19 protein-coding genes are annotated in these 18,779 nt (G+C 73.0%); 10 read left to right on the top strand and 9 right to left on the bottom strand.

Annotation, left to right across the window (positions count from 1 at the left end):
• Window positions 1–55 precede the first annotated feature (55 nt).
• The 4 genes from tsaB to O7619_RS29435 are packed head-to-tail and all read left to right on the top strand — an operon-like array spanning window position 56 to window position 2,518.
• Window positions 56–751, top strand: coding sequence for a tRNA (adenosine(37)-N6)-threonylcarbamoyltransferase complex dimerization subunit type 1 TsaB (gene tsaB, locus O7619_RS29450; RefSeq protein WP_282284757.1), 696 nt, complete (start codon window positions 56–58; stop codon window positions 749–751).
• Entirely contained in the window at window positions 748–1,194 is a 447-nt protein-coding gene (gene rimI / locus O7619_RS29445) for a ribosomal protein S18-alanine N-acetyltransferase (protein WP_282284755.1), read from the top strand. Before tsaB ends, rimI begins: the two co-directional genes overlap by 4 nt.
• Window positions 1,195–1,199: 5 nt before the next feature.
• Complete coding sequence (tsaD, locus tag O7619_RS29440; RefSeq protein ID WP_282284754.1) at window positions 1,200–2,267, top strand: tRNA (adenosine(37)-N6)-threonylcarbamoyltransferase complex transferase subunit TsaD; 1,068 nt, start codon at window positions 1,200–1,202, stop codon at window positions 2,265–2,267.
• A complete protein-coding gene (locus O7619_RS29435) occupies window positions 2,264–2,518 on the top strand; it encodes a hypothetical protein (protein WP_282284753.1) in 255 nt (84 codons plus the stop codon). The genes tsaD and O7619_RS29435 overlap by 4 nt, the downstream gene beginning before the upstream one ends.
• Window positions 2,519–2,582: 64 nt before the next feature.
• On the opposite strand, the gene O7619_RS29430 is transcribed toward O7619_RS29435, so the two are convergent.
• From O7619_RS29430 to O7619_RS29400, 7 genes are all read right to left on the bottom strand, one after another.
• Window positions 2,583–3,320, bottom strand: coding sequence for a DUF4142 domain-containing protein (locus O7619_RS29430; RefSeq protein ID WP_282284752.1), 738 nt, complete (start codon window positions 3,318–3,320; stop codon window positions 2,583–2,585).
• Between the two features lie 102 nt (window positions 3,321–3,422).
• The gene (locus tag O7619_RS29425; RefSeq protein ID WP_282288990.1) at window positions 3,423–4,598 is read right to left on the bottom strand and encodes an ROK family protein; all 1,176 of its coding nucleotides are present in this window, start codon (window positions 4,596–4,598) and stop codon (window positions 3,423–3,425) included.
• Window positions 4,599–4,629: 31 nt separating this feature from the next.
• Window positions 4,630–5,889, bottom strand: a complete 1,260-nt coding sequence (locus O7619_RS29420; protein ID WP_282284751.1) for an ABC transporter permease — start codon at window positions 5,887–5,889, stop codon at window positions 4,630–4,632.
• Window positions 5,886–6,704, bottom strand: a complete 819-nt coding sequence (locus O7619_RS29415) for an ATP-binding cassette domain-containing protein (RefSeq protein WP_282284750.1) — start codon at window positions 6,702–6,704, stop codon at window positions 5,886–5,888. Before O7619_RS29415 ends, O7619_RS29420 begins: the two co-directional genes overlap by 4 nt.
• A 114-nt stretch (window positions 6,705–6,818) precedes the next feature.
• The gene (locus tag O7619_RS29410; protein ID WP_282284749.1) at window positions 6,819–7,916 is read right to left on the bottom strand and encodes a substrate-binding domain-containing protein; all 1,098 of its coding nucleotides are present in this window, start codon (window positions 7,914–7,916) and stop codon (window positions 6,819–6,821) included.
• A 178-nt stretch (window positions 7,917–8,094) separates the two neighbouring features.
• Entirely contained in the window at window positions 8,095–8,574 is a 480-nt protein-coding gene (gene ybaK / locus O7619_RS29405) for a Cys-tRNA(Pro) deacylase (protein WP_282284748.1), read from the bottom strand.
• Window positions 8,575–8,636: 62 nt separating this feature from the next.
• Window positions 8,637–9,869 carry a methyltransferase domain-containing protein gene (locus tag O7619_RS29400; protein ID WP_282284747.1) on the bottom strand — a complete coding sequence of 411 codons (1,233 nt, stop codon included), beginning with the start codon at window positions 9,867–9,869 and terminating at the stop codon, window positions 8,637–8,639.
• A 257-nt stretch (window positions 9,870–10,126) separates the two neighbouring features.
• On the opposite strand from O7619_RS29400, the gene groES reads away from it, so the two are divergent.
• From groES to O7619_RS29385, 3 genes are all read left to right on the top strand, one after another.
• Window positions 10,127–10,441 carry a co-chaperone GroES gene (gene groES, locus O7619_RS29395; RefSeq protein WP_088998427.1) on the top strand — a complete coding sequence of 105 codons (315 nt, stop codon included), beginning with the start codon at window positions 10,127–10,129 and terminating at the stop codon, window positions 10,439–10,441.
• A 70-nt stretch (window positions 10,442–10,511) separates the two neighbouring features.
• The gene (gene groL, locus O7619_RS29390; protein WP_282284746.1) at window positions 10,512–12,158 is read left to right on the top strand and encodes a chaperonin GroEL; all 1,647 of its coding nucleotides are present in this window, start codon (window positions 10,512–10,514) and stop codon (window positions 12,156–12,158) included.
• Window positions 12,159–12,282: 124 nt separating this feature from the next.
• Window positions 12,283–13,971 (top strand): molybdopterin-dependent oxidoreductase, encoded by a 1,689-nt coding sequence (locus O7619_RS29385; RefSeq protein ID WP_282284745.1) that lies wholly within the window; start codon window positions 12,283–12,285, stop codon window positions 13,969–13,971.
• 69 nt (window positions 13,972–14,040) lie between these two features.
• On the opposite strand, the gene O7619_RS29380 is transcribed toward O7619_RS29385, so the two are convergent.
• A complete protein-coding gene (locus O7619_RS29380) occupies window positions 14,041–14,424 on the bottom strand; it encodes a WhiB family transcriptional regulator (RefSeq protein WP_282284744.1) in 384 nt (127 codons plus the stop codon).
• A 251-nt stretch (window positions 14,425–14,675) separates the two neighbouring features.
• Here O7619_RS29380 and O7619_RS29375 point away from each other — a divergent pair, with 251 nt between their 5' ends.
• Complete coding sequence (locus O7619_RS29375; RefSeq protein ID WP_282284743.1) at window positions 14,676–15,485, top strand: response regulator transcription factor; 810 nt, start codon at window positions 14,676–14,678, stop codon at window positions 15,483–15,485.
• 14 nt (window positions 15,486–15,499) lie between these two features.
• On the opposite strand, the gene O7619_RS29370 is transcribed toward O7619_RS29375, so the two are convergent.
• Window positions 15,500–15,901, bottom strand: a complete 402-nt coding sequence (locus O7619_RS29370; protein WP_282284742.1) for a DUF5319 domain-containing protein — start codon at window positions 15,899–15,901, stop codon at window positions 15,500–15,502.
• Window positions 15,902–16,043: 142 nt separating this feature from the next.
• Here O7619_RS29370 and guaB point away from each other — a divergent pair, with 142 nt between their 5' ends.
• Together guaB and O7619_RS29360 are read left to right on the top strand one after the other, a co-directional pair.
• The gene (guaB, locus tag O7619_RS29365; protein WP_282284741.1) at window positions 16,044–17,603 is read left to right on the top strand and encodes an IMP dehydrogenase; all 1,560 of its coding nucleotides are present in this window, start codon (window positions 16,044–16,046) and stop codon (window positions 17,601–17,603) included.
• 36 nt (window positions 17,604–17,639) lie between these two features.
• Window positions 17,640–18,761, top strand: a complete 1,122-nt coding sequence (locus O7619_RS29360; RefSeq protein WP_282284740.1) for a GuaB3 family IMP dehydrogenase-related protein — start codon at window positions 17,640–17,642, stop codon at window positions 18,759–18,761.
• Window positions 18,762–18,779 lie beyond the last annotated feature (18 nt).

Below are 18,779 nucleotides of genomic sequence, written 5' to 3'. Positions count from 1 at the left end.
GCCGGCGCCGGGCTGACCCGCGCCGGCCGGACCGGGCCGGATAGGCTGGCAAACCGTGCTCGTACTCGTGGTGGACTCCTCGACGCCCGCGGTGACCGCGGCGCTGGCCGAGGTCTCGGCGGACGGCGTCGCGCTCCGCGCGTCCCGGTGCACGGTCGACGCCCGGGCCCACGGCGAGCTGCTCGCGCCGCAGGTCGACGCGATCCTCGCCGACGCGGGCGCGCGCCCTGCCGACCTGGCCGCGATCGTCGCCGGGCTCGGCCCCGGGCCGTTCACCGGCCTGCGGGTGGGCCTGGTCACCGCCGCCACCATGGGCCAGGTGCTCGGCGTGCCGACGTACGGCGTCTGCTCGCTCGACGGCCTCGGCCACCCGGCGGCGGCCCGCGAACCGGCGGCGGCCGGTGGGCCGGTGCTGGCGGCGAGCGACGCGCGGCGGCGGGAGGTCTACTGGGCCGTCTACGACGGCGCCGGGCAGCGCGTCTCCGGCCCGGACGTGGCCGCCCCGGCGGTCGTCGCCGAGCGGGCGCGCGACCTGGCGGTCACCGTCGCGGTCGGCGACGGCGCCCAGCGGTACGCGGACGTGCTCGGCCTGCCGGTGCGGGCCGAGCCGCGCTACCCGGACCCGCTGGCGCTGGCCCGACTCGCCGCCGAGCGGATCCGCGCGGGTGCCCCGGGTGAGGCGCTCACCCCGCTCTACCTGCGCCGGCCGGACGCGGTGGCGGCCACCGGCCACAAGCCGGTCCTGCGATGAGGCTGAGCCGGTTCCGCTGGTGGCACGTGGACGAGGTGCTGCCCATCGAGGCGGATCTGTTCGGCGCCGAGCGGTGGTCGCCGGGGATGTTCTGGAACGAGCTCGCCAACGGGCACTTCTATCTGGTCGCGGTCGACGACGACGACGGCGGCGTGGCCGGCTACGCCGGGCTGGCCGTGGCCCCGCCGGACGAGGCGTGGGTGCAGAACATCGCGGTCCGGCGGGACGCCCAGCGCCGCGGGGTGGGTCGGGCCCTGCTGGAGGCGCTGCTGGCCGAGGCGGCCCGGCGCGGCGTCCGCAGCACGCTGCTGGAGGTCGCCGCCGACAACGCCCCGGCCCAGCGGCTGTACGCCACGTACGGCTTCGAGCCGATCGGCGTGCGGCGCGGCTACTACCAACCGAGCAACACCGACGCGCTGGTCATGCAGCGCCACGAGGACTGACGCGGATGGCTGACGAACCACTGATCCTCGGCATCGAGACCTCCTGCGACGAGACCGGCGTGGGCATCGTGCGCGGGCACACGCTGCTGGCCGACGCGCTCGCCTCGAGCGTCGAGGAGCACGCCCGGTTCGGCGGGGTGGTGCCGGAGGTGGCCAGCCGGGCCCACCTGGAGGCGATCGTGCCGACCATGGACCGGGCGCTCAAGGAAGCCGGCGTCACCATCGCCGACGTGGACGCGATCGCGGTGACCTCCGGGCCGGGCCTGGCCGGCGCGCTGCTCGTCGGCGTCGCCGCCGCGAAGGGCTACGCGGTGGCCGCGGAGAAGCCGGTGTACGGGGTGAACCACCTCGCCGCGCACGTGGCCGTGGACACGCTGGAGCACGGCCCGCTGCCCGAGCCGGCGATCGCGCTGCTGGTCTCCGGCGGGCACTCGTCGCTGCTGCGCGTCGACGACCTGGCCCGGGGCGTCGTCCCGCTCGGCGCCACCATCGACGACGCGGCCGGGGAGGCGTTCGACAAGGTGGCCCGGCTGCTCGGGTTGCCGTTCCCCGGCGGCCCGTACATCGACCGGGAGGCGCGGGCCGGGGATCCGGCCTCGATCGCGTTCCCGCGTGGGCTGACCGCCGCGAAGGACCTGGCCGGGCACCGCTTCGACTTCTCCTTCTCCGGCCTGAAGACGGCGGTGGCCCGCTGGGTGGAGGCGCGGCAACGGGCCGGTGAGCCGGTGCCGGTGGCCGACGTGGCGGCGTCCTTCCAGGAGGCGGTCTGCGACGTGCTTGTCGGCAAGGCGCTCGACGCCTGCCGTGGCAGCGGGATCGACACGCTGGTGATCGGCGGCGGGGTGGCGGCCAACTCGCGGCTGCGGGCGATGGCCGAGCAGCGGGCCGCGAAGCACGGCGTCCGGGTGCGTACGCCCCGGCCGAAGCTCTGCACGGACAACGGCGCGATGGTGGCGGCGCTCGGTTCGCACCTGGTCGCCGCGGGTGTCGCTCCGAGCCGGCTGGACCTGCCGGCCGACTCGGCGATGCCGCTGACCGTGGTCAGCGTCGGACCGCAGGAGGGGACCGAATGATCGTCCGGATGTGGGAGGCGAAGGCCGAGCCGTACGGCTTCGCCGACCTGATCACCTGGGTCTGCGAGACCGCGCTGCCCGAGTTCGAGCACGACCCGATGCACGTCGCCAGCGAGGTGTTCTCCTCCACCGACCATCGGCTGGTGGTGATCTCGAAGTGGCGGAGCAACCCGCGCGAGCTGCCCGAGCCCCCCATGCGCCTGGTCGCCCGCCCGCCGCACAGTTGGGACTTCACCTCCGTCGACCGCTGAGAGCGTAAGGAGGGGGCCCCGCTTAACGTTTTCGGTATAGGCGGGGCCCCCTCTTAACACCTGCTCACGAGCGGCGCATCAACCGCCAGGTCGTGTATCCGCCGGTGCCCAGCGCGATCAGGAAGACCGCCCACACGATCCCGGTGCCCACCTGGAGCCCACCGCCGCTGGCGGCGTTGGCCTGGGCGGCGGCGACAAGCGAGTCCCGCTGCGCCGCAGGCAGCGCGGGCGGCGGCAACTGCTGCCAGCGGACCAGCCCGGTGCTCTCCAGCATGGTCATGTGGTCGTTGACGAACTTGTTCGCGTCCTCGGCGAGCTTGCGCACGACCGGGTCCTTGGTGCTGGCCCGGACCGCGCCGATCACCGGGAAGATGTTGCCGTGGGCGACCCGGAGCCGGGTGACGAAGATCTGGTCGAACTGGGCGCCGGTGGCGTTCTGCATCTCGGTCAGCCACCCCTTCTGCTGGGTCGTCGGGTCCGTCGGCAGGACCGCGCCCAGCTTGTTGGCCGCCTGGACCACCAACTCGTCAAGCACGCCGTGCTGGCGGGCGATCTCCGCGCCGACCTCCCGTACCCGAGGGGACTGGCCCCTCTCGGCGGCCATCATCCCGGCCGGCATCTCCCAGAGCCCGGCCAGCCGGACGCCGTTGAGCAGCGTCATGTCGGCGGCGTTCATCTGCACGCCGGGATTGGGCGCGGCCAGCGCCGCGCCGGGAAGAACGCCGATCCCCGCGCCGATCGCGACGAGCAGCAGGGTCACCCGGCGAGCCAGCCGGCGACGTGCGGATTCCAGCGATGCCATGGTTTGCGGTGCCTCCTCGGTCCGGACCGGTACGCGGGTCGCGGACGGCCGCACCCGCCGGCCGTCCCTCCGTCCGCACACTGATACGGATCGCCGGGCCGATCAGTTCAGCGGGTCGGCCAGGAGGCGTTCGAAAGCCAACTCGGCGGCGCCGATCAGCGCCGCGTCGTCGCCGAGTTCCGGGGTACGCAGCCGCACGTGCTCCAGGCAGGCGGGCAGCCCGTTGCGGTTGAGCCGGCTGCGCACCTGGGCGGCGGCGGCCAGGTAGAGGTCACGCATGGTGCCACCGAAGATGACCATCTCCGGGTTGAAGATGTTGACCAGGTTGGCCACGCCGAAGCCGAGCCAGTCGCCGGCCTGCCGGAGCGCGCTCTGCGCGCGGGCGTCCCCCCGGTCGGCCGCGTCGAAGACGCTGAGCAGGGCCTCCCGCCCGCGTGCCTCGGCGTGACCGGCGGCGCGCAGCAGCCCGTACTCGCCGATCTCGGTCTCCCAGCAGCCGCGCCGGCCGCAGTCGCAGCGCGCGCCGTCGCGGACCACCACCATGTGGCCGACCTCGCCGCCGTAGCCGCCGTGCCCGGTCAGCCGCCGCCCGCCGGCGATGATGCCGGCGCCGACGCCCACGTCGCCGTACAGGTAGATGACGTTGTCGCAGCCGGTGGCCGCGCCGCGGGCGTGTTCGGCGTAGGCGGCCACGTCGGCCACGTTGCCCACCGTGATCGGTACGTCGATGCCCAGCTCGGCGGCGAGCGCCGCGCCGATCGGCTCGTCGACCCAACCGGTGGTGGGGCTGAGCCGCACCAGCCCGTCGTCGCGGCGGACCATGCCGCAGACCGCGACCCCGGCGCCGACGCAGAACGACTCCGCCGGCACCGTCTGGTGCATCTCCTTGACCGCGCCGGCCAACAGCGGGGCGGCCTCCCCGGCGACCAGGTTGCGGGGCCGGTCCAGCTCGCGACGATCGAGCACCTCACCGCCGAGCCCGACCCGCGCGGCCCGCAGCCGGTCCACCTCGACGCTGTACGCGTACGCGTAGACCCGGCCCGACTCGGGCCGGACGACGAGTGACGGTCGTCCGGCCCGGCCGGTCTCCTTCGGCGTCCCCTCGCTGACCAGACCGGCGCCGGCCAGGTCCGCGGTCAGCGCGCCGATGGTGCTGCGGTTGAGCCCGAGCGCGGTGGTCAGCTCGGCGCGGGTGGTGGCGCCGTGCACGTGCACGTAGCGGAGCAATGCGCCAAGGTTCTGCCGGCGGATCTCGTCCTGGCTGGGACCCGCGCGCATTGCCACTGCCATGGTGTGTCCGCGCCCGAGGTCAGCGCGTGCCGGTGGAGGCGGCTCGCCGCCTCGACAGCGCGTCGATGGTCGCGGCGGCGAGCAGGACCACGCCGGTGACCACGAACTTGACGCCCGAGCTGTACCCCATCAGTCCCATGCCGTTGTCGATCACCGCGACCACCGCGCCACCGAGCACGGCGTCGAGGACGCGGCCCTTGCCGCCGAAGAGGCTGGTGCCGCCGATCACCGCCGCGCCGACGGCGTACAGCAGCACGTTGCTGCCGCCGGTGTTGGGGTCGACCGAGTTGGCCCGGCTGGCCGCCACGATGCCGCCGATGGCCGCCATCCCGGAGCAGATGACGAAGACGGAGACGCGGATCCGGTCCACGTTGATGCCGGCCCGGCGGGCCGCCTCGGCGTTGCCGCCGACCGCGTAGATGTGCCGGCCGTAGCTGGTCCGCTGGAGCACGAACGTCCAGACGACGAGCAGCAGCGCGATGATCGGCACCACGATCGGCACGCCCTTGAGCGAGACCACCAGGACGTTGCGGCTGCGCTCCAGGTTGAGCACGTAGACCGCGACGCCGAGGATCACGGCGAGGCCGCCGATCCGCGCGGCCACCACCGCGATCGGGTCGGTGACCAGACCACGGGTGGACCGGTTGCGGTAGCGCAGCAACTGGACGGCCGCGTACCCGGCGACGGCCGCCGCGGCCAGCGCCCAGCCCAGCACGGGCGGGAGGTTGCGGTTGGCGATCGCCACCAGCACGCTGTCCCGGACCGAGATGTTGGCGCCCTCGTCCATCAGCGTCAGCACGACGCCCTGGAACGCGAGGAAGCCGGCGAGCGTGACCACGAAGGACGGGATGCCCACCTTCGCGACCAGCAGGCCGAGCCCGATGCCGATCACCACGCCGGTGCCGACGGCGGCGAGCACGGCCACGTACCAGGGGTAGCCGAGCACGGTGACGGTGTTGGCCAGGATGGCGGCGCAGACGCCGCTGGCGAAACCGGCGGAGAGGTCGATCTCGCCGAGCAGCAGGACGAAGACCAGGCCCATCGCGATGAGCGTGACGGCCGCGCCCTGGGTGAACAGGTTGGCGAGGTTGCCGGCGGTGAAGAACGACGGGCGGGCGATCGAGAAGCCCACGGCGAGCGCGAGAAGCATCACCACGGCCGGCAGGGCGCCGATGTCGCCCCCGCGTACCCGGCGCCAGTAGTTGTTCACGTGGGTGCCCACGGTCGGTGCCGGCGCCGGGCCGGCCGGGCGTTCCCTCTTCACGGCGGTGGCGGTCATCGGACGGCTCCTGGAGTGGTGTCGACGGGCGCGGCGCCGATGCCGTTGCTGCCCGGTTCGCCGGCGAGGCCGAGGTCGCCGGAGCGGCCGGCGGTGATCAGCTCGACCACCTGCGAGTGGGTGATGTCGGTGGTCTTCACCTGGGCGACCATCTGGCCGAGGTAGAGCGCGGCGATCCGGTCGGAGACCGCGAAGACGTCGTTCATGTTGTGCGAGATGAGCACCACGGCCAGGCCGTTGTCGGCGAGCCGGCGGACCAGCTCCAGCACCTGGGCGGTCTGCGCGACGCCGAGCGCGGCGGTGGGCTCGTCCAGGATGACCAGCTTGCTGTTCCAGAGCACGGCCTTGGCGATGGCCACGGTCTGCCGCTGCCCGCCGGAGAGGCTGGACACGTGCTGGCGCAGCGACTTCACGGTGCGGACGCTGAGCCCGTCCAGGGTCTCGGCGGCCATCTGTTCCATGGTCGGCTCGTCGAGCACGATGCCGCTGTGCTTCTCCCGGCCGAGGAACATGTTCTGCACGATGTCGAGGTTGTCGCAGAGCGCCAGGTCCTGGTAGACGACCTCGATCCCGAGCGCGGCGGCGTCCCGGGGGCTGTTGATGCTCACCGGCCTGCCGTCGAAGAGGAACTGGCCGGCGTCGATGGGGTAGATGCCGCTGATGCACTTGACCAGGGTCGACTTGCCGGCGCCGTTGTCACCGACGAGCGCGGTCACCTCGCCGGGATGTGCCGTGAGCGCGACGTCACGCAGCACCTGGACGGGACCGAAGCTCTTGTCGATCCCGCGTAGCTCCAGCAGGGGGGTTGCGGACACGGGGGGTCTCCTTCGAACGGAGGGGAGGTCTCGGATCCCGTCCGGCGTGGGCGGGGAGCGCCGCCCGGCGCGGGAGTGGTCCCGGGCCGGGCGGCGCCGCCTGATGCGGGTGGGTCAGCTCACGCCGGCTTCGGTGCAGAGCTTGGCGAAGTCGCCGGTGCAGAGCTCTTCCTTGGTGACGTAACCGTCGGCCACGACGTCGTTGACGTTGTCCTTGTAGATGGCCTTCGGCTCCAGCAGCACGGACGGGACGTCCCGGTTGCCCTCCGGGTCCTTGACGGTCTGTCCGGTGTCCTTCTTCTCGCCCTTGGCGAGCGCGATGGCCAGCTCGGAGGCGGCGTCCGCCTCCTTCTTGACCGCCTTGTAGACGGTCATGCACTGGTCACCGGCGAGGATGTTCTGCAGACCCTCCTTGGTGGCGTCCTGGCCGGTCACCGGGACCTTGCCGTTGAGCTTGTTCTTCTTCAGCACCGAGATGGCCGCGTTGCCGAGGCCGTCGTTCGCGGCGAGCACGCCGTCGATCTTGCCGCGGGCCTTGGTGAGCTGCTGCTCGAAGATGGTGGCGGCCTGCGCGTTGTCCCACGCCGGCACCGAGTCGTCGGCGACCTTGGTGTATTCGTTCGCGTCGAACTTCGGCTTGAGCACCGAGTCGTAGCCGTTCTTGAACAGGGTGGCGTTGTTGTCGGTCGGCGAGCCGTTCAGGTAGGAGATCGCCGGGTTCTTGACGTTCTTGTCGGTCAGGCACTTGACCAGGCCCTCGCCCTGGAGCTTGCCGACCGCCTCGTTGTCGAAGCTGACGTAGTACTGGGCGGATCCGCCCAGGGTCAGCCGGTCGTAGTCGATGGTGGCCACGCCCTGCGACTTGGCCTTGTCGAGCACGGCCTTGCCGGTGCCGGAGTCCAGGTTGACGATCATCAGCACGTTGACGCCGTTGGTGATCATCTGGTCGGCGATGGTCTGGAACGCGGTCTTGTCGTTCTGCGCGTTCTGGATGTCGGACTCGACCCCGGCGGCGTCGAACGCCTCCTTCAGGTACTTGCGGTCCGCGCCCTCCCAGCGGGCGGAGGACTTGCTGTCCGGCAGGATCACGCCGATCTTCGGCTTCTTGTCGTTCGAACCGGCCTGGTCGGAACCGCCGTCGTCACCGCAGGCGGTCAGGCCGCCGGTCGCGAGGAGGCCGACGGCCGCGAAGGTGAGGAAGCCCTTGCGCATGTGCACGGGTCCTTTCGGGGGTGGGGGAAATTGCATTCGGTTGTTTTGTTGTGTCCGGCAACGTATTCCGCGCTTCCCGCCCTCCGCAAGAGTGCCGAGGTCAGAAGTTTGTTGGCGGCGGTAACAATTCAGCAACGCGGTTGTCACCCGGTCGACACCGGCGGGAGGAACCGCCCGCTCAGCGCCCGGCGACGGGCGCGGTCACGGCCCCGGTCAGCGCGACCAGGTCGGCCGGGGCGAGCTGCACCTGCAGACCCCGGCGGCCGGCCGAGACGTACACCGTCGGGTGCGCCAGCGCGGAGGCGTCGACCACTGTCGGCAGCGCCCGGCGTGGCCCGAGCGGACTGATCCCGCCCCGCACGTACCCGGTCGCCCGCTCGGCCGCGATCCGGTCGGCCAGCGTGGCCCGCTTGCCGCCGACGGCCGCGGCCAGCGCCTTCAGGTCCAGTTCGCCGGTCACCGGCACCACCGCCACGGTCAGCCCGCCGTCGACGTCCGTGACGAGCGTCTTGAACACCCGCTCCGGCGGCACCCCGAGCGCGGCGGCGACGAGCGCGCCGTAGTTCGGCGCGTCCGGCGAGACGTCGTACGCATGCGTGCGGTGCGCGATCCTGCGCCTGGTCAGCAGCGCGGTCGCCGGAGTGCCCTGTCCCGCCATGACCGCCAAGCTAACCCCGCCGCCGCTTCCCCGCGAGCGGGAAGCGGCGGCGGGGACGGCGATCAGGCGGCGGCCGGCGCCGGGCGGCAGATCAGCACGGTGGGCGCGTCGGCCACGCGGGTCAGCACCAGGCTGGCCGCCTCGTCGCCGGCCAGCCGCAGGTCGCGGCGCAGCTTCTCCGGCTCCAGCGCCGATCCCCGCTTGCGGATCTCCACCCGGCCGACCCGGCGCTCCCGCAGCAGGGCGCGCAGCCGCTTCAGCGAGAACGGCAGCACGTCGGTGATCTCCAGGCAGCGGGCGAACGGGGTGGGACGCGCCGCGTCCGCGTAGAGGTAGGCGATCGACGGGTCGGCGAGGGTGGCGTCGAGGTCGGCGGCCAGCTCCGCGACCAGGTGCGCCCGCACCACGGCCGGGTCCGGGTCGTACAGGAAACGCCGCACGGGCCCCACCGTCGCCTCCTGTCCACCGGTGCCGGTGAGGTGATAAGAAGGGCCCCCTCCTCTACCGGAGGCGTTAAGCGGGGGCCCCTCCTTGCACCGCAGGAGGGTGGCGCGGCGGGGGACGGTGGCCAGGGCGCCGCACCAGAGGGTGGCCTCGACCAGGTCGCCGTCGACGCTCACCCACTCCGCCTCGGCGCCGGTCGGGATCAGCGCGTGGTCCAGGCCGGGCGCCACCTTGACCACGGTGTGCGGCACCCGCGCGGCCAGGTCGGTGACGAAGCCCCACGGCGGCGAGTAGGCGTTCGGGTCGAAGACGCGCCGACCGGTGCCGGTGCGCCGCCGCGCCGGGTCGCAGAACGCGCCGTCGACCCGGCGCACGTCGAACGCCGTGGCGTCGCCGCACTCGACCGTCACCAGCTCGGCCAGCCCGGCCGCCTCGGCGTTCGCGGCGGCCATCGCGGCGGTCACCGGGTCGGCCTCCACCGCGTACACCCGGATGCCGGCGCGGGCCGCGGCGAGCGCGTCGGCGCCCAGCCCGCACCCGAGGTCGGCGAGCGTGGTCACGCCCGCGGCGCGCAACCGGGCGGCCCGCCGGTCGGCGACCACCCGGCGGGTGGCCTGTTCCAGCCCGGGCCGGGTGAGGAACATCCCGGCCGCCGCCGCGCCGAACTTGCCGGCCGCCCGGCGGCGCAGCTCCGCCTGGGTCAGCGCCGCCGCCGCGAGCCCACCCGGGATTCCGGCCGAGCGCAGCGCGCCCGCCGCGACCAGGGGGTCGCCGCCGGCCACCTCCGCCGCCGCGGCGAGCGCGGCCGACCCCTCGGGGGTACGCAGGGCGGCGAGCTGGTCGAGATCCACCCGCCCATTGTCCCGACCCGCCTCGCGGGGCGACACGGCGGACGACGCGCTGGCACTCTCCTTGACGGAGTGCTAGCCGAGGAATAACCTGCGATTAGCACTCTCACCCTGAGGGTGCCAACCTCCGGGCCCTGGTGTCCGGGGGTTGAACGCCAGGCGGACCGGCACCCGCGACGACGGCCCCGCCCGGTGGCATGTGGCAGATTGACGCTGGTCGGCGTGCCGACCGGTAACGACACCAAGTACCCCAGGAGGGTATGCCCGTGACTACCGCGACCAAGGTTGCGATCAAGCCGCTCGAGGACCGCATCGTGGTGCAGGCGAACGAGGCCGAGACCACCACCGCCTCGGGCATCGTGATCCCCGACACCGCCAAGGAGAAGCCGCAGGAGGGCACCGTCCTCGCTGTCGGCCCGGGCCGGATCGACGACAAGGGCAACCGCGTGCCGGTCGACGTGAAGGTCGGCGACACCGTTCTCTACTCCAAGTACGGCGGCACCGAGGTCAAGTACGCCGGCGAGGAGTACCTGGTGCTCTCCGCCCGCGACGTCCTCGCGGTCATCGAGAAGTAAGCAACCGATCAGTGTCGTTGCCCCGGTCCGGCTCGCCGGGCCGGGGCAACGTCGCTTCGAAGGGATACTGATGGCAAAGATCCTGAGCTTCTCGGATGACGCCCGGCACCTGCTCGAACACGGTGTCAACGCCCTCGCGGACGCGGTCAAGGTCACCCTCGGCCCCCGCGGGCGCAACGTCGTCCTGGACAAGAAGTTCGGTGTGCCTACGATCACCAACGACGGCGTGACCATCGCCAAGGAGATCGAGCTCACCAACCCGTACGAGAACCTCGGCGCGCAGTTGGTCAAGGAGGTGGCGACGAAGACCAACGACGTCGCCGGCGACGGGACCACCACCGCGACCGTGCTGGCCCAGGCCATGGTCCGCGAGGGCCTGCGCAACGTGGCCGCCGGCACCAACCCGACCGGCCTGAAGCGGGGCATCGACGCGGCGGCCACGAAGGTCTCCGAGGCGCTGCTCGACAAGGCCGTCGAGGTCGCCAGCAAGGAGTCGATCGCCCACGTGGCGACCGTCTCCGCGCAGGACGCCACCATCGGCGAGCTGATCGCCGAGGCGATGGAGCGGGTCGGCCGCGACGGTGTGATCACCGTCGAGGAGGGCTCCGCGCTCACCACCGAGCTGGAGGTCACCGAAGGTCTCCAGTTCGACAAGGGCTTCATCTCGCCGAACTTCGTCACCGACGCGGAGGGACAGGAATCGGTCCTGGAGGACCCGTACATCCTGATCACCACGCAGAAGATCTCGGCGATCGAGGAGCTGCTGCCGCTGCTGGAGAAGGTCCTCCAGAACAGCAAGCCGCTGCTCATCATCGCCGAGGACGTCGAGGGCCAGGCCCTGTCCACGCTCGTGGTCAACGCCATCCGCAAGACCGTCAAGGTCTGCGCGGTGAAGGCCCCCGGCTTCGGCGACCGGCGCAAGGCGATGCTCCAGGACATGGCGATCCTGACCGGCGCCGAGCTGGTCGCCCCGGAGCTGGGCTACAAGCTCGACCAGGTCGGCCTGGAGGTGCTCGGTACCGCCCGCCGCGTCGTGGTCGACAAGGAGAACACCACTGTCGTCGACGGCGGCGGCCAGTCCGCCGAGGTCGCCGACCGGGTCGCCCAGATCCGCAAGGAGATCGAGGCCTCCGACTCCGAGTGGGACCGGGAGAAGCTGGCCGAGCGGCTGGCGAAGCTCTCCGGCGGCATCGCGGTGATCAAGGTCGGCGCGGCCACCGAGGTCGAGATGAAGGAGCGCAAGCACCGCATCGAGGACGCCATCGCCGCGACCAAGGCCGCGGTGGAGGAGGGCACGGTCCCCGGTGGCGGTGCCGCCCTGGCCCAGATCCTGCCGGTGCTCGACGACGACCTGGGCTTCACCGGTGACGAGAAGGTCGGCGTCTCGATCGTGCGCAAGGCGCTCGTCGAGCCGCTGCGCTGGATCGCCCAGAACGCCGGCCACGACGGCTACGTGGTGGTGCAGAAGGTCGCCGGCCAGGAATGGGGCACCGGCCTCGACGCCGCCGTCGGCGAATACGTCGACCTGGCCAAGGCCGGCATCCTCGACCCGGTGAAGGTGACCCGCAACGCGGTCACCAACGCCGCCTCGATCGCCGGCCTGCTGCTCACCACGGAGAGCCTGATCGTGGAGAAGCCGGCCGAGCCGGAGCCGGCCGCCGCCGGTGGGCACGGCCACTCGCACGGCCACGGCCACCAGCACGGCCCGGGCTTCTGACCCGAGGAGTACGACCCGACCTCAGGGCACACCGCCGAGCCGGCGGTGTGCCCTGAGGCGTATTCGCTTACGGAACGCTGACGGAATTGGCGGCGGACCCGACCGGTCGACCAGACTGGGCCGCGTGAGCACGATCTCCCGCCGCTCCGCGGCACTGGCCGGTGTCGTCGCCGCCGTGGTGGCACTCGGCGTCGCCGAGCCGGTGGCCGTCCTGACCGGTCCCCGGTCCGCGCCGCTGATCGCCGTCGGCGGCCTCGTGGTCGACCTGGTGCCCGAGCCGCTCAAGCAGTTCGCCATCGACCTCTTCGGCACGTACGACAAGATCGCGCTGCTGGTCGGCACCGCGCTGCTGCTGGCCGGCTTCGCGGCGCTGCTCGGCCTGGCGGCGGCCCGGCGGCTGGTGGTCGGCCTGGCCGGCATCGGCGTGTTCGCCGTGCTCGGCGTGGCCGCCGCGCTGACCCGGGCCGGCGCGAATGCGTTCGACGCACTGCCCTCGCTCGTCGGTGCCGCCGTCGGCGGGCTCACGCTCTGGGCGCTCGTGGCCGGCCCGCTGCGGCCGGGCGATCCGGCGACGTTCTCCGGCGGCGCCGGCGGGCCCGCGCCGGCATCCCGGCCCGGACCCACGCCGCCTCCCGAGGTCACCGGGCCCGCGTCCCGGCACCGGCCGGTGCCGCCTCCGGCGGTGGCCGCGCTCGCGGGCGAGGAGGAGACTCCGGGTGGCTGGGAGCCGCTGGAGAGCCGCGACGCGGAGTCACGACGCCGGTTCCTGCGCGGCGCCGGCCTGCTGACCGGCGCGGCGGCGGTGGCCGGGCTCGGCGGCCACTGGCTGGCCGGACGGCGGGGCGTCTCGGCGGCCCGGGAGGCGGTGACGCTGCCCGCCCCGGCGACACCGGCTTCACCGGTGCCGGCCGGCGCGGACCTGTCCCTGCCCCGGCTCGCCCCCTACGTCACGCCCAACCGGGAGTTCTACCGGATCGACACCGCGCTCGTGGTGCCGCAGGTGGACCCGGTCACCTGGCGGCTGCGCATCCACGGCCGGATCCGCAACCCGATCGAGCTGAGCTTCGACGAGCTGCTCGCCCGGCCGATGGTCGAGCGCTACGTGACGCTTGCCTGCGTCTCCAACGAGGTGGGTGGCGACCTCATCGGCAACGCCCGCTGGCTCGGCGTACCGCTCAAGGAGCTGCTGGACGAGGCCGACCCGGAGGACGGCGCGGACCAGGTGGTCGGGCGCGCGGTGGACGGCTGGACCTGCGGCACCCCCACGTCGGTGCTGCGCGACGGGCGGGACGCGCTGCTCGCGGTGGGGATGAACGGCGAGCCGCTGCCGATCGAGCACGGCTTCCCGGTGCGGATGGTGGTGCCCGGCCTCTTCGGATACGTGTCGGCGTGCAAGTGGGTGACGGAGCTGGAGCTGACCAGCTTCGCCGATTTCGACGCGTACTGGGTGCCGCGTGGCTGGTCCGCGCAGGGCCCGGTGAAGACGCAGTCCCGGATCGACACGCCCCGCGCGCGCAGCCGTCCCGCCGCCGGCCCCGTGACGGTCGCCGGCGTGGCGTGGGCCCAGCACCGGGGCATCCGCCGGGTGGAGGTACGGGTCGACGATGGCCCCTGGCGCGAGGCGACGCTGGCCCCGGCGGTGTCGTCGGACACCTGGGTCCAGTGGTCGTGGCGCTGGGACGCGACACCGGGCGAGCACACCCTCGCGGTACGCGCCACCGACGCGGGCGGCGAGACGCAGCCGGAGCGGCGTAGCCCGGTGGCCCCGGACGGCGCGACCGGCTGGCACACCGTCAAGGTGACCGTGCCCTGACCGCCTAGCAAGAAGAAGCGCCGCCGTGCCCCGGAGATGCGGGACACGGCGGCGGGAAGTGTGTGCGGGTCAGGCGACCTTGCGCTGGTCCGGCACGGCGGTCTTGTGCGACCGGCCGAGGCGGGCTTCGAGCCGGGCGACGTCCACCCGGGACTGCCGGCGGTCGGCCAGGTCCTCCCAACCGAGGGCGAGCAGCCGCAGCCGCTCGGACTCGCTGAACCCGCCCCAGACGCCGTACGGCTCGCGGACGGCGAGGGCGTGGGCGGCGCACTCGGCGCGCACCGGGCAGGCGCGGCAGACCGACTTCGCGCCGGACTCGCGGCGCAGCCGGGACGAGCCGCGCTCGCCGTCCGGGTGGAAGAACTGGGCGCTGTCGCGGCCCCGGCACGCGCCGAGCCGCTGCCAGTCCCAGAGATCGACGATGGGTCCAGGCAGCCTACGTACGTTCGACATCAGCACCCCTCCTCCCGCGCGGCACCGCGAGAATGTTCGTGGCCAGCTACCGGGCGGCGGTCCGCGCGGGATGCCGGTTCCGGATGAACGTCCCGGTACCCGAGCCGTCCCCGGCTCACACATCTGTGATCGAAAACCTCGGACAACCGGTGGCATATGACCCATATGCCGGAAAAGTTCGGATGATTGCTCGGAACCCCCTCCCGACCCCACCCGTACGTGGTCTGCTCTGAGTCGGAGAGGAGCCCACTGTGCGTAGCGTTCTCGTGTGCGTTCGGACACCATTGGCGGCCCAGCATCTGACCTCGGCGGCGGCGCGGCTCGGGCTGTCCGGCGTGGTCCGGACGGCCGTCTCCGATCCCGAGGTGATGCTGCGGCTGGCTGAGCGCCCGGTCGACGTGGTGCTCGCCGACACCGCCCTGACCCGGCCGGACAGCGCCGGCTTCGTGCGTCGGGTGCTCGCCCGTGCCCCGCAGGCCGCGGTGTTGCTGCTCGGCGTCGAGGAGTCGGAGTCGGCGGCGGCCACCATCAGCGCCGGCGCGCGCGGTCTGATCCAGAACGCGGACCACGACCTGACCAGCGCGGTGGCGAAGGCCCTGCTGCTGCTCTCCGCCCCCGGCCGGACCCACCGGAACCGGGTGGCCGACACGGCCCGGGACACGGCGGCGGTCGGCGGGCCGACCCGGGCGACGGCGCCGGGGCGTACCCCGGGTGGGCCCGGCTGGCCGGGGGCGCCGACGGATCCCGCGGGCCTGCCCACGATGGTGCCGGTGCAACGCGGCGAGGACGCGAACGACCCGGCGCCGGAGGGGACGGAGACCCAGCCGGGTGCCGGCCAGCGCCCGGCGCGGTCAGCGCGCGGCACGGTCGGGCTGACCGAACGCGAGCTTCAGGTGCTGCTCGGTATGGCGGAGGGCAAGAGCAACGCGGAGATCGGGCGGGAGCTGTTCGTCTCCGAGGACACCGTCAAGACGCACGCCCGGCGGCTGTTCCGCAAGCTCGGCGCACGCGACCGGGCGCACGCCGTGGCGGCCGGCTTCCGGGCCGGCCTGGTGGCCTGATCAACGGCGGGACGTCACTCCGTGGCGTCGTCGGCGCTCTCGGTGAGCGTGTCGTGCACCCCGTCGGCGTAGCCGCGGGCGTAGTCCCAGCTCACGTAGTGGTCGGGATCCGGGTCGTAGGCCGGCTCGTGCACCCGGGGGCGGCCCGAGTTGAGCAGGTGCCGCAGGTTGCCCCGGAGCAGGTCCCAGTCGAAGTAGTGCGGCTCGCGGCAGTCCTCACACTCGATCACCAGGCCACGCACCCCGATCGGCTGGAGCAACGCCTGGTAGATCTCCAGATCGGCCAGATCCTCGAGCACGTCCTGCCGCTCGACCTCGGTCAGCGGGTCGAGTGCGTCCTCCTCGCCGGAATCGTGCAGGCCGGCAGCCGGATCGGCCGGGTCGCCGTTGAACGGGTCGATGGGCTCGTCGTGCACCCCCTCACCGTAGACCCCGCGCCGCCGGAAAGCCCGCCCCCGGCCGCGCTGTGGCCCCGCCTACGCAGGGCCCGACACCGGCCGGAGCCGGCCGGGCCAATGGGTACGATGAGGCGACGCGCCGTCACCTAGGGGAGCAATCGTGGAGAATTCGCCCAGCACCGAGATCCCGACCGGCCCGGACGGCGAGCTGGGCGGCCATCTGCCCGAGCTGCCGGCCGGCTCCGCCCGGGTGGTGCCGCTCGGGCTGACCTTCGACGACGTGCTCCTCCAGCCGGGCGAGTCGGACGTGGTGCCCAGCCGGGTCAACACCCGCACGCGGCTCACCCGCACCATCGAGCTGACCGTGCCGCTGCTCTCCAGCGCGATGGACACCGTCACCGAGGGGCGGATGGCGATCGCCATGGCCCGCCAGGGCGGCATCGGCGTGCTGCACCGCAACCTCTCCGTCGAGGACCAGGCACTCCAGGTGGACCTGGTCAAGCGCTCCGAGTCCGGCATGATCACCAACCCGGTGACCGCCAGCCCGGACGACACGCTCCGCGACGTGGACGCGCTCTGCGGTCGCTACCGCATCTCCGGCGTCCCGCTCGTCGACGGCCAGGGGCAACTGGTCGGCATCGTCACCAACCGTGACATGCGCTTCGTCTCCGACCCGGCCACGCCGGTCCGCGACATCATGACCCGCACCCCGCTGATCACCGCGCCGGTCGGGGTGAGCAAGGACGAGGCGCTCGCCCTGCTGCGCCGCCACAAGGTGGAGAAGCTGCCGATCGTCGACGACTCCGGCAAGCTGCGCGGGCTGATCACGGTCAAGGACTTCACCAAGAGCGAGCAGTACCCGAACGCCACCAAGGACGAGGCGGGCCGGCTCCGGGTCGCCGCCGCGGTCGGCGTGGGCGAGGACGGCTACAAGCGGGCCCGCGCCCTGGTCGACGCCGGTGTCGACGTGGTCGTCGTGGACACCGCGCACGGCCACCAGCGGGCCGTGCTGGAGATGGTCGCCCGGCTCAAGCGGGACGTGACGATCGACATCGTGGGCGGCAACGTCGCCACGTACGCGGGCGCGAAGGCGCTCGTCGACGCCGGCGCCGACGGCATCAAGGTGGGCGTCGGGCCGGGCGCCATCTGCACCACCCGGATCGTGGCCGGGGTGGGCGTCCCGCAGATCACCGCGATCATGGAGGCGGCCCGGGCCGCCCGTCCGGCCGGCGTGCCGGTGATCGGCGACGGCGGCATCCAATACTCCGGTGACATCGCCAAGGCGCTCGTGGCCGGCGCCGACGCGGTGATGCTCGGCAGCCTGCTGGCCGGCTGCGAGGAGAGCCCCGGCGAGCTGATCTTCATCAACGGCAAGCAGTACAAGGCATACCGGGGGATGGGCTCGCTCGGCGCGATGCAGTCCCGCGGTCAGGGCAAGTCCTACTCCAAGGACCGCTACTTCCAGCAGGACGTGATGGCCGAGGACAAGCTGGTCCCCGAGGGCGTCGAGGGGCAGGTGCCCTACCGCGGCCCGCTGGCCCAGGTCGCCCACCAGCTCGCCGGCGGCCTGCGCGCCGCGATGGGATACGTCGGCGCGGAGAGCATCCCGGAGCTGCACCGGCGTGGGCAGCTCATCCGGATCACCGCGGCCGGGCTCAAGGAGAGCCACCCGCACGACATCCAGATGACCGTCGAGGCGCCCAACTACCACTCCCGCTGACCCCTCCCTCCACCCCCGAACACACCTGGAGTACCCATGCGTGACGTGGTCGAGATCGGGCTGGGCAAGACCGCGCAGCGCGGTTACCACCTGGACGACATCGCCATCGTGCCGAGCCGCCGCACCCGGGACGTCGACGACGTCTCCACCGCGTGGCAGCTCGACGCCTACCCGTTCGGCATCCCCTGCGTCGCGCACCCCTCGGACGCCACCATGAGCCCCGCCTCCGCGGTGCGCCTCGGTGAGCTGGGCGGCCTCGGCGTGCTCAACGTCGAGGGCCTCTGGACCCGGTACGAGAACCCGACCAAGATCCTGGAGGAGCTGGCCGGCCTCGGCGAGGACGCCCGCACCACGAAGCGCCTCCAGGAGGTCTACGCCGAGCCGATCCGCCCCGACCTGATCGCCGAGCGGGTCCGCGAGCTGCGGGCCGGCGGCGGCACGGTGGCGGTCCGGGTCTCGCCGCAGCACACCCTGGCGCTGGCCCCGGTGATCCTCGACGCGGGCGTGGACATCCTGGTCATCCAGGGCACCCTCGTCTCCGCCGAGCACGTCTCCACCACCGACGAGCCGCTCAACCTCAAGGAGTTCATCGCCGACCTCGACCTGCCGGTCATCGTCGGAGGCTGCACCGACTACAAGACCGCGCTGCACCTGATGCGCACCGGCGCGGCCGGCGTGATCGTGGGCATCGGCGGCGACGACTGGTCGACCACCGAGTCGGTGCTCGGCATCCGGGTGCCGATGGCCACCGCGATCGCCGACGCCGCCGCGGCCCGCCGCGACTACCTGGACGAGACCGGCGGCCGGTACGTGCACCTGATCGCCGACGGCGACATGCAGACCTCCGGCGACATCGCCAAGGCGCTCGGCTGCGGCGCGGACGCGGTGATGCTCGGCGAGCCGCTCTCGCTCTGCGCGGAGGCGCCGGCCGGCGGCGCCTGGTGGCACTCCGCAGCCAGCCACCCGTCGCTGCCCCGGGGCGCGTTCGAGGTGGCCGGCGAGCCGCTCGGCTCGATGGAGAAGCTGCTGTTCGGCCCGGCGGACGAGCCGGACGGCCAGCTCAACCTCTTCGGCGGGCTGCGCCGCGCGATGGCCAAGTGCGGCTACCGCGACCTCAAGGAGTTCCAGAAGGTCAGCCTGGTCCTGGACCGCCCCTGACACGTGGCCGCAACGCCG

Origin of the sequence: Micromonospora sp. WMMD998 (genome assembly GCF_029581235.1) — a bacterium.
Taxonomy (GTDB): domain Bacteria; phylum Actinomycetota; class Actinomycetes; order Mycobacteriales; family Micromonosporaceae; genus Micromonospora.
The sequence above is the reverse complement of the archived record's forward strand: the minus strand, read 5'-3'. Positions and strand labels throughout refer to the sequence as shown.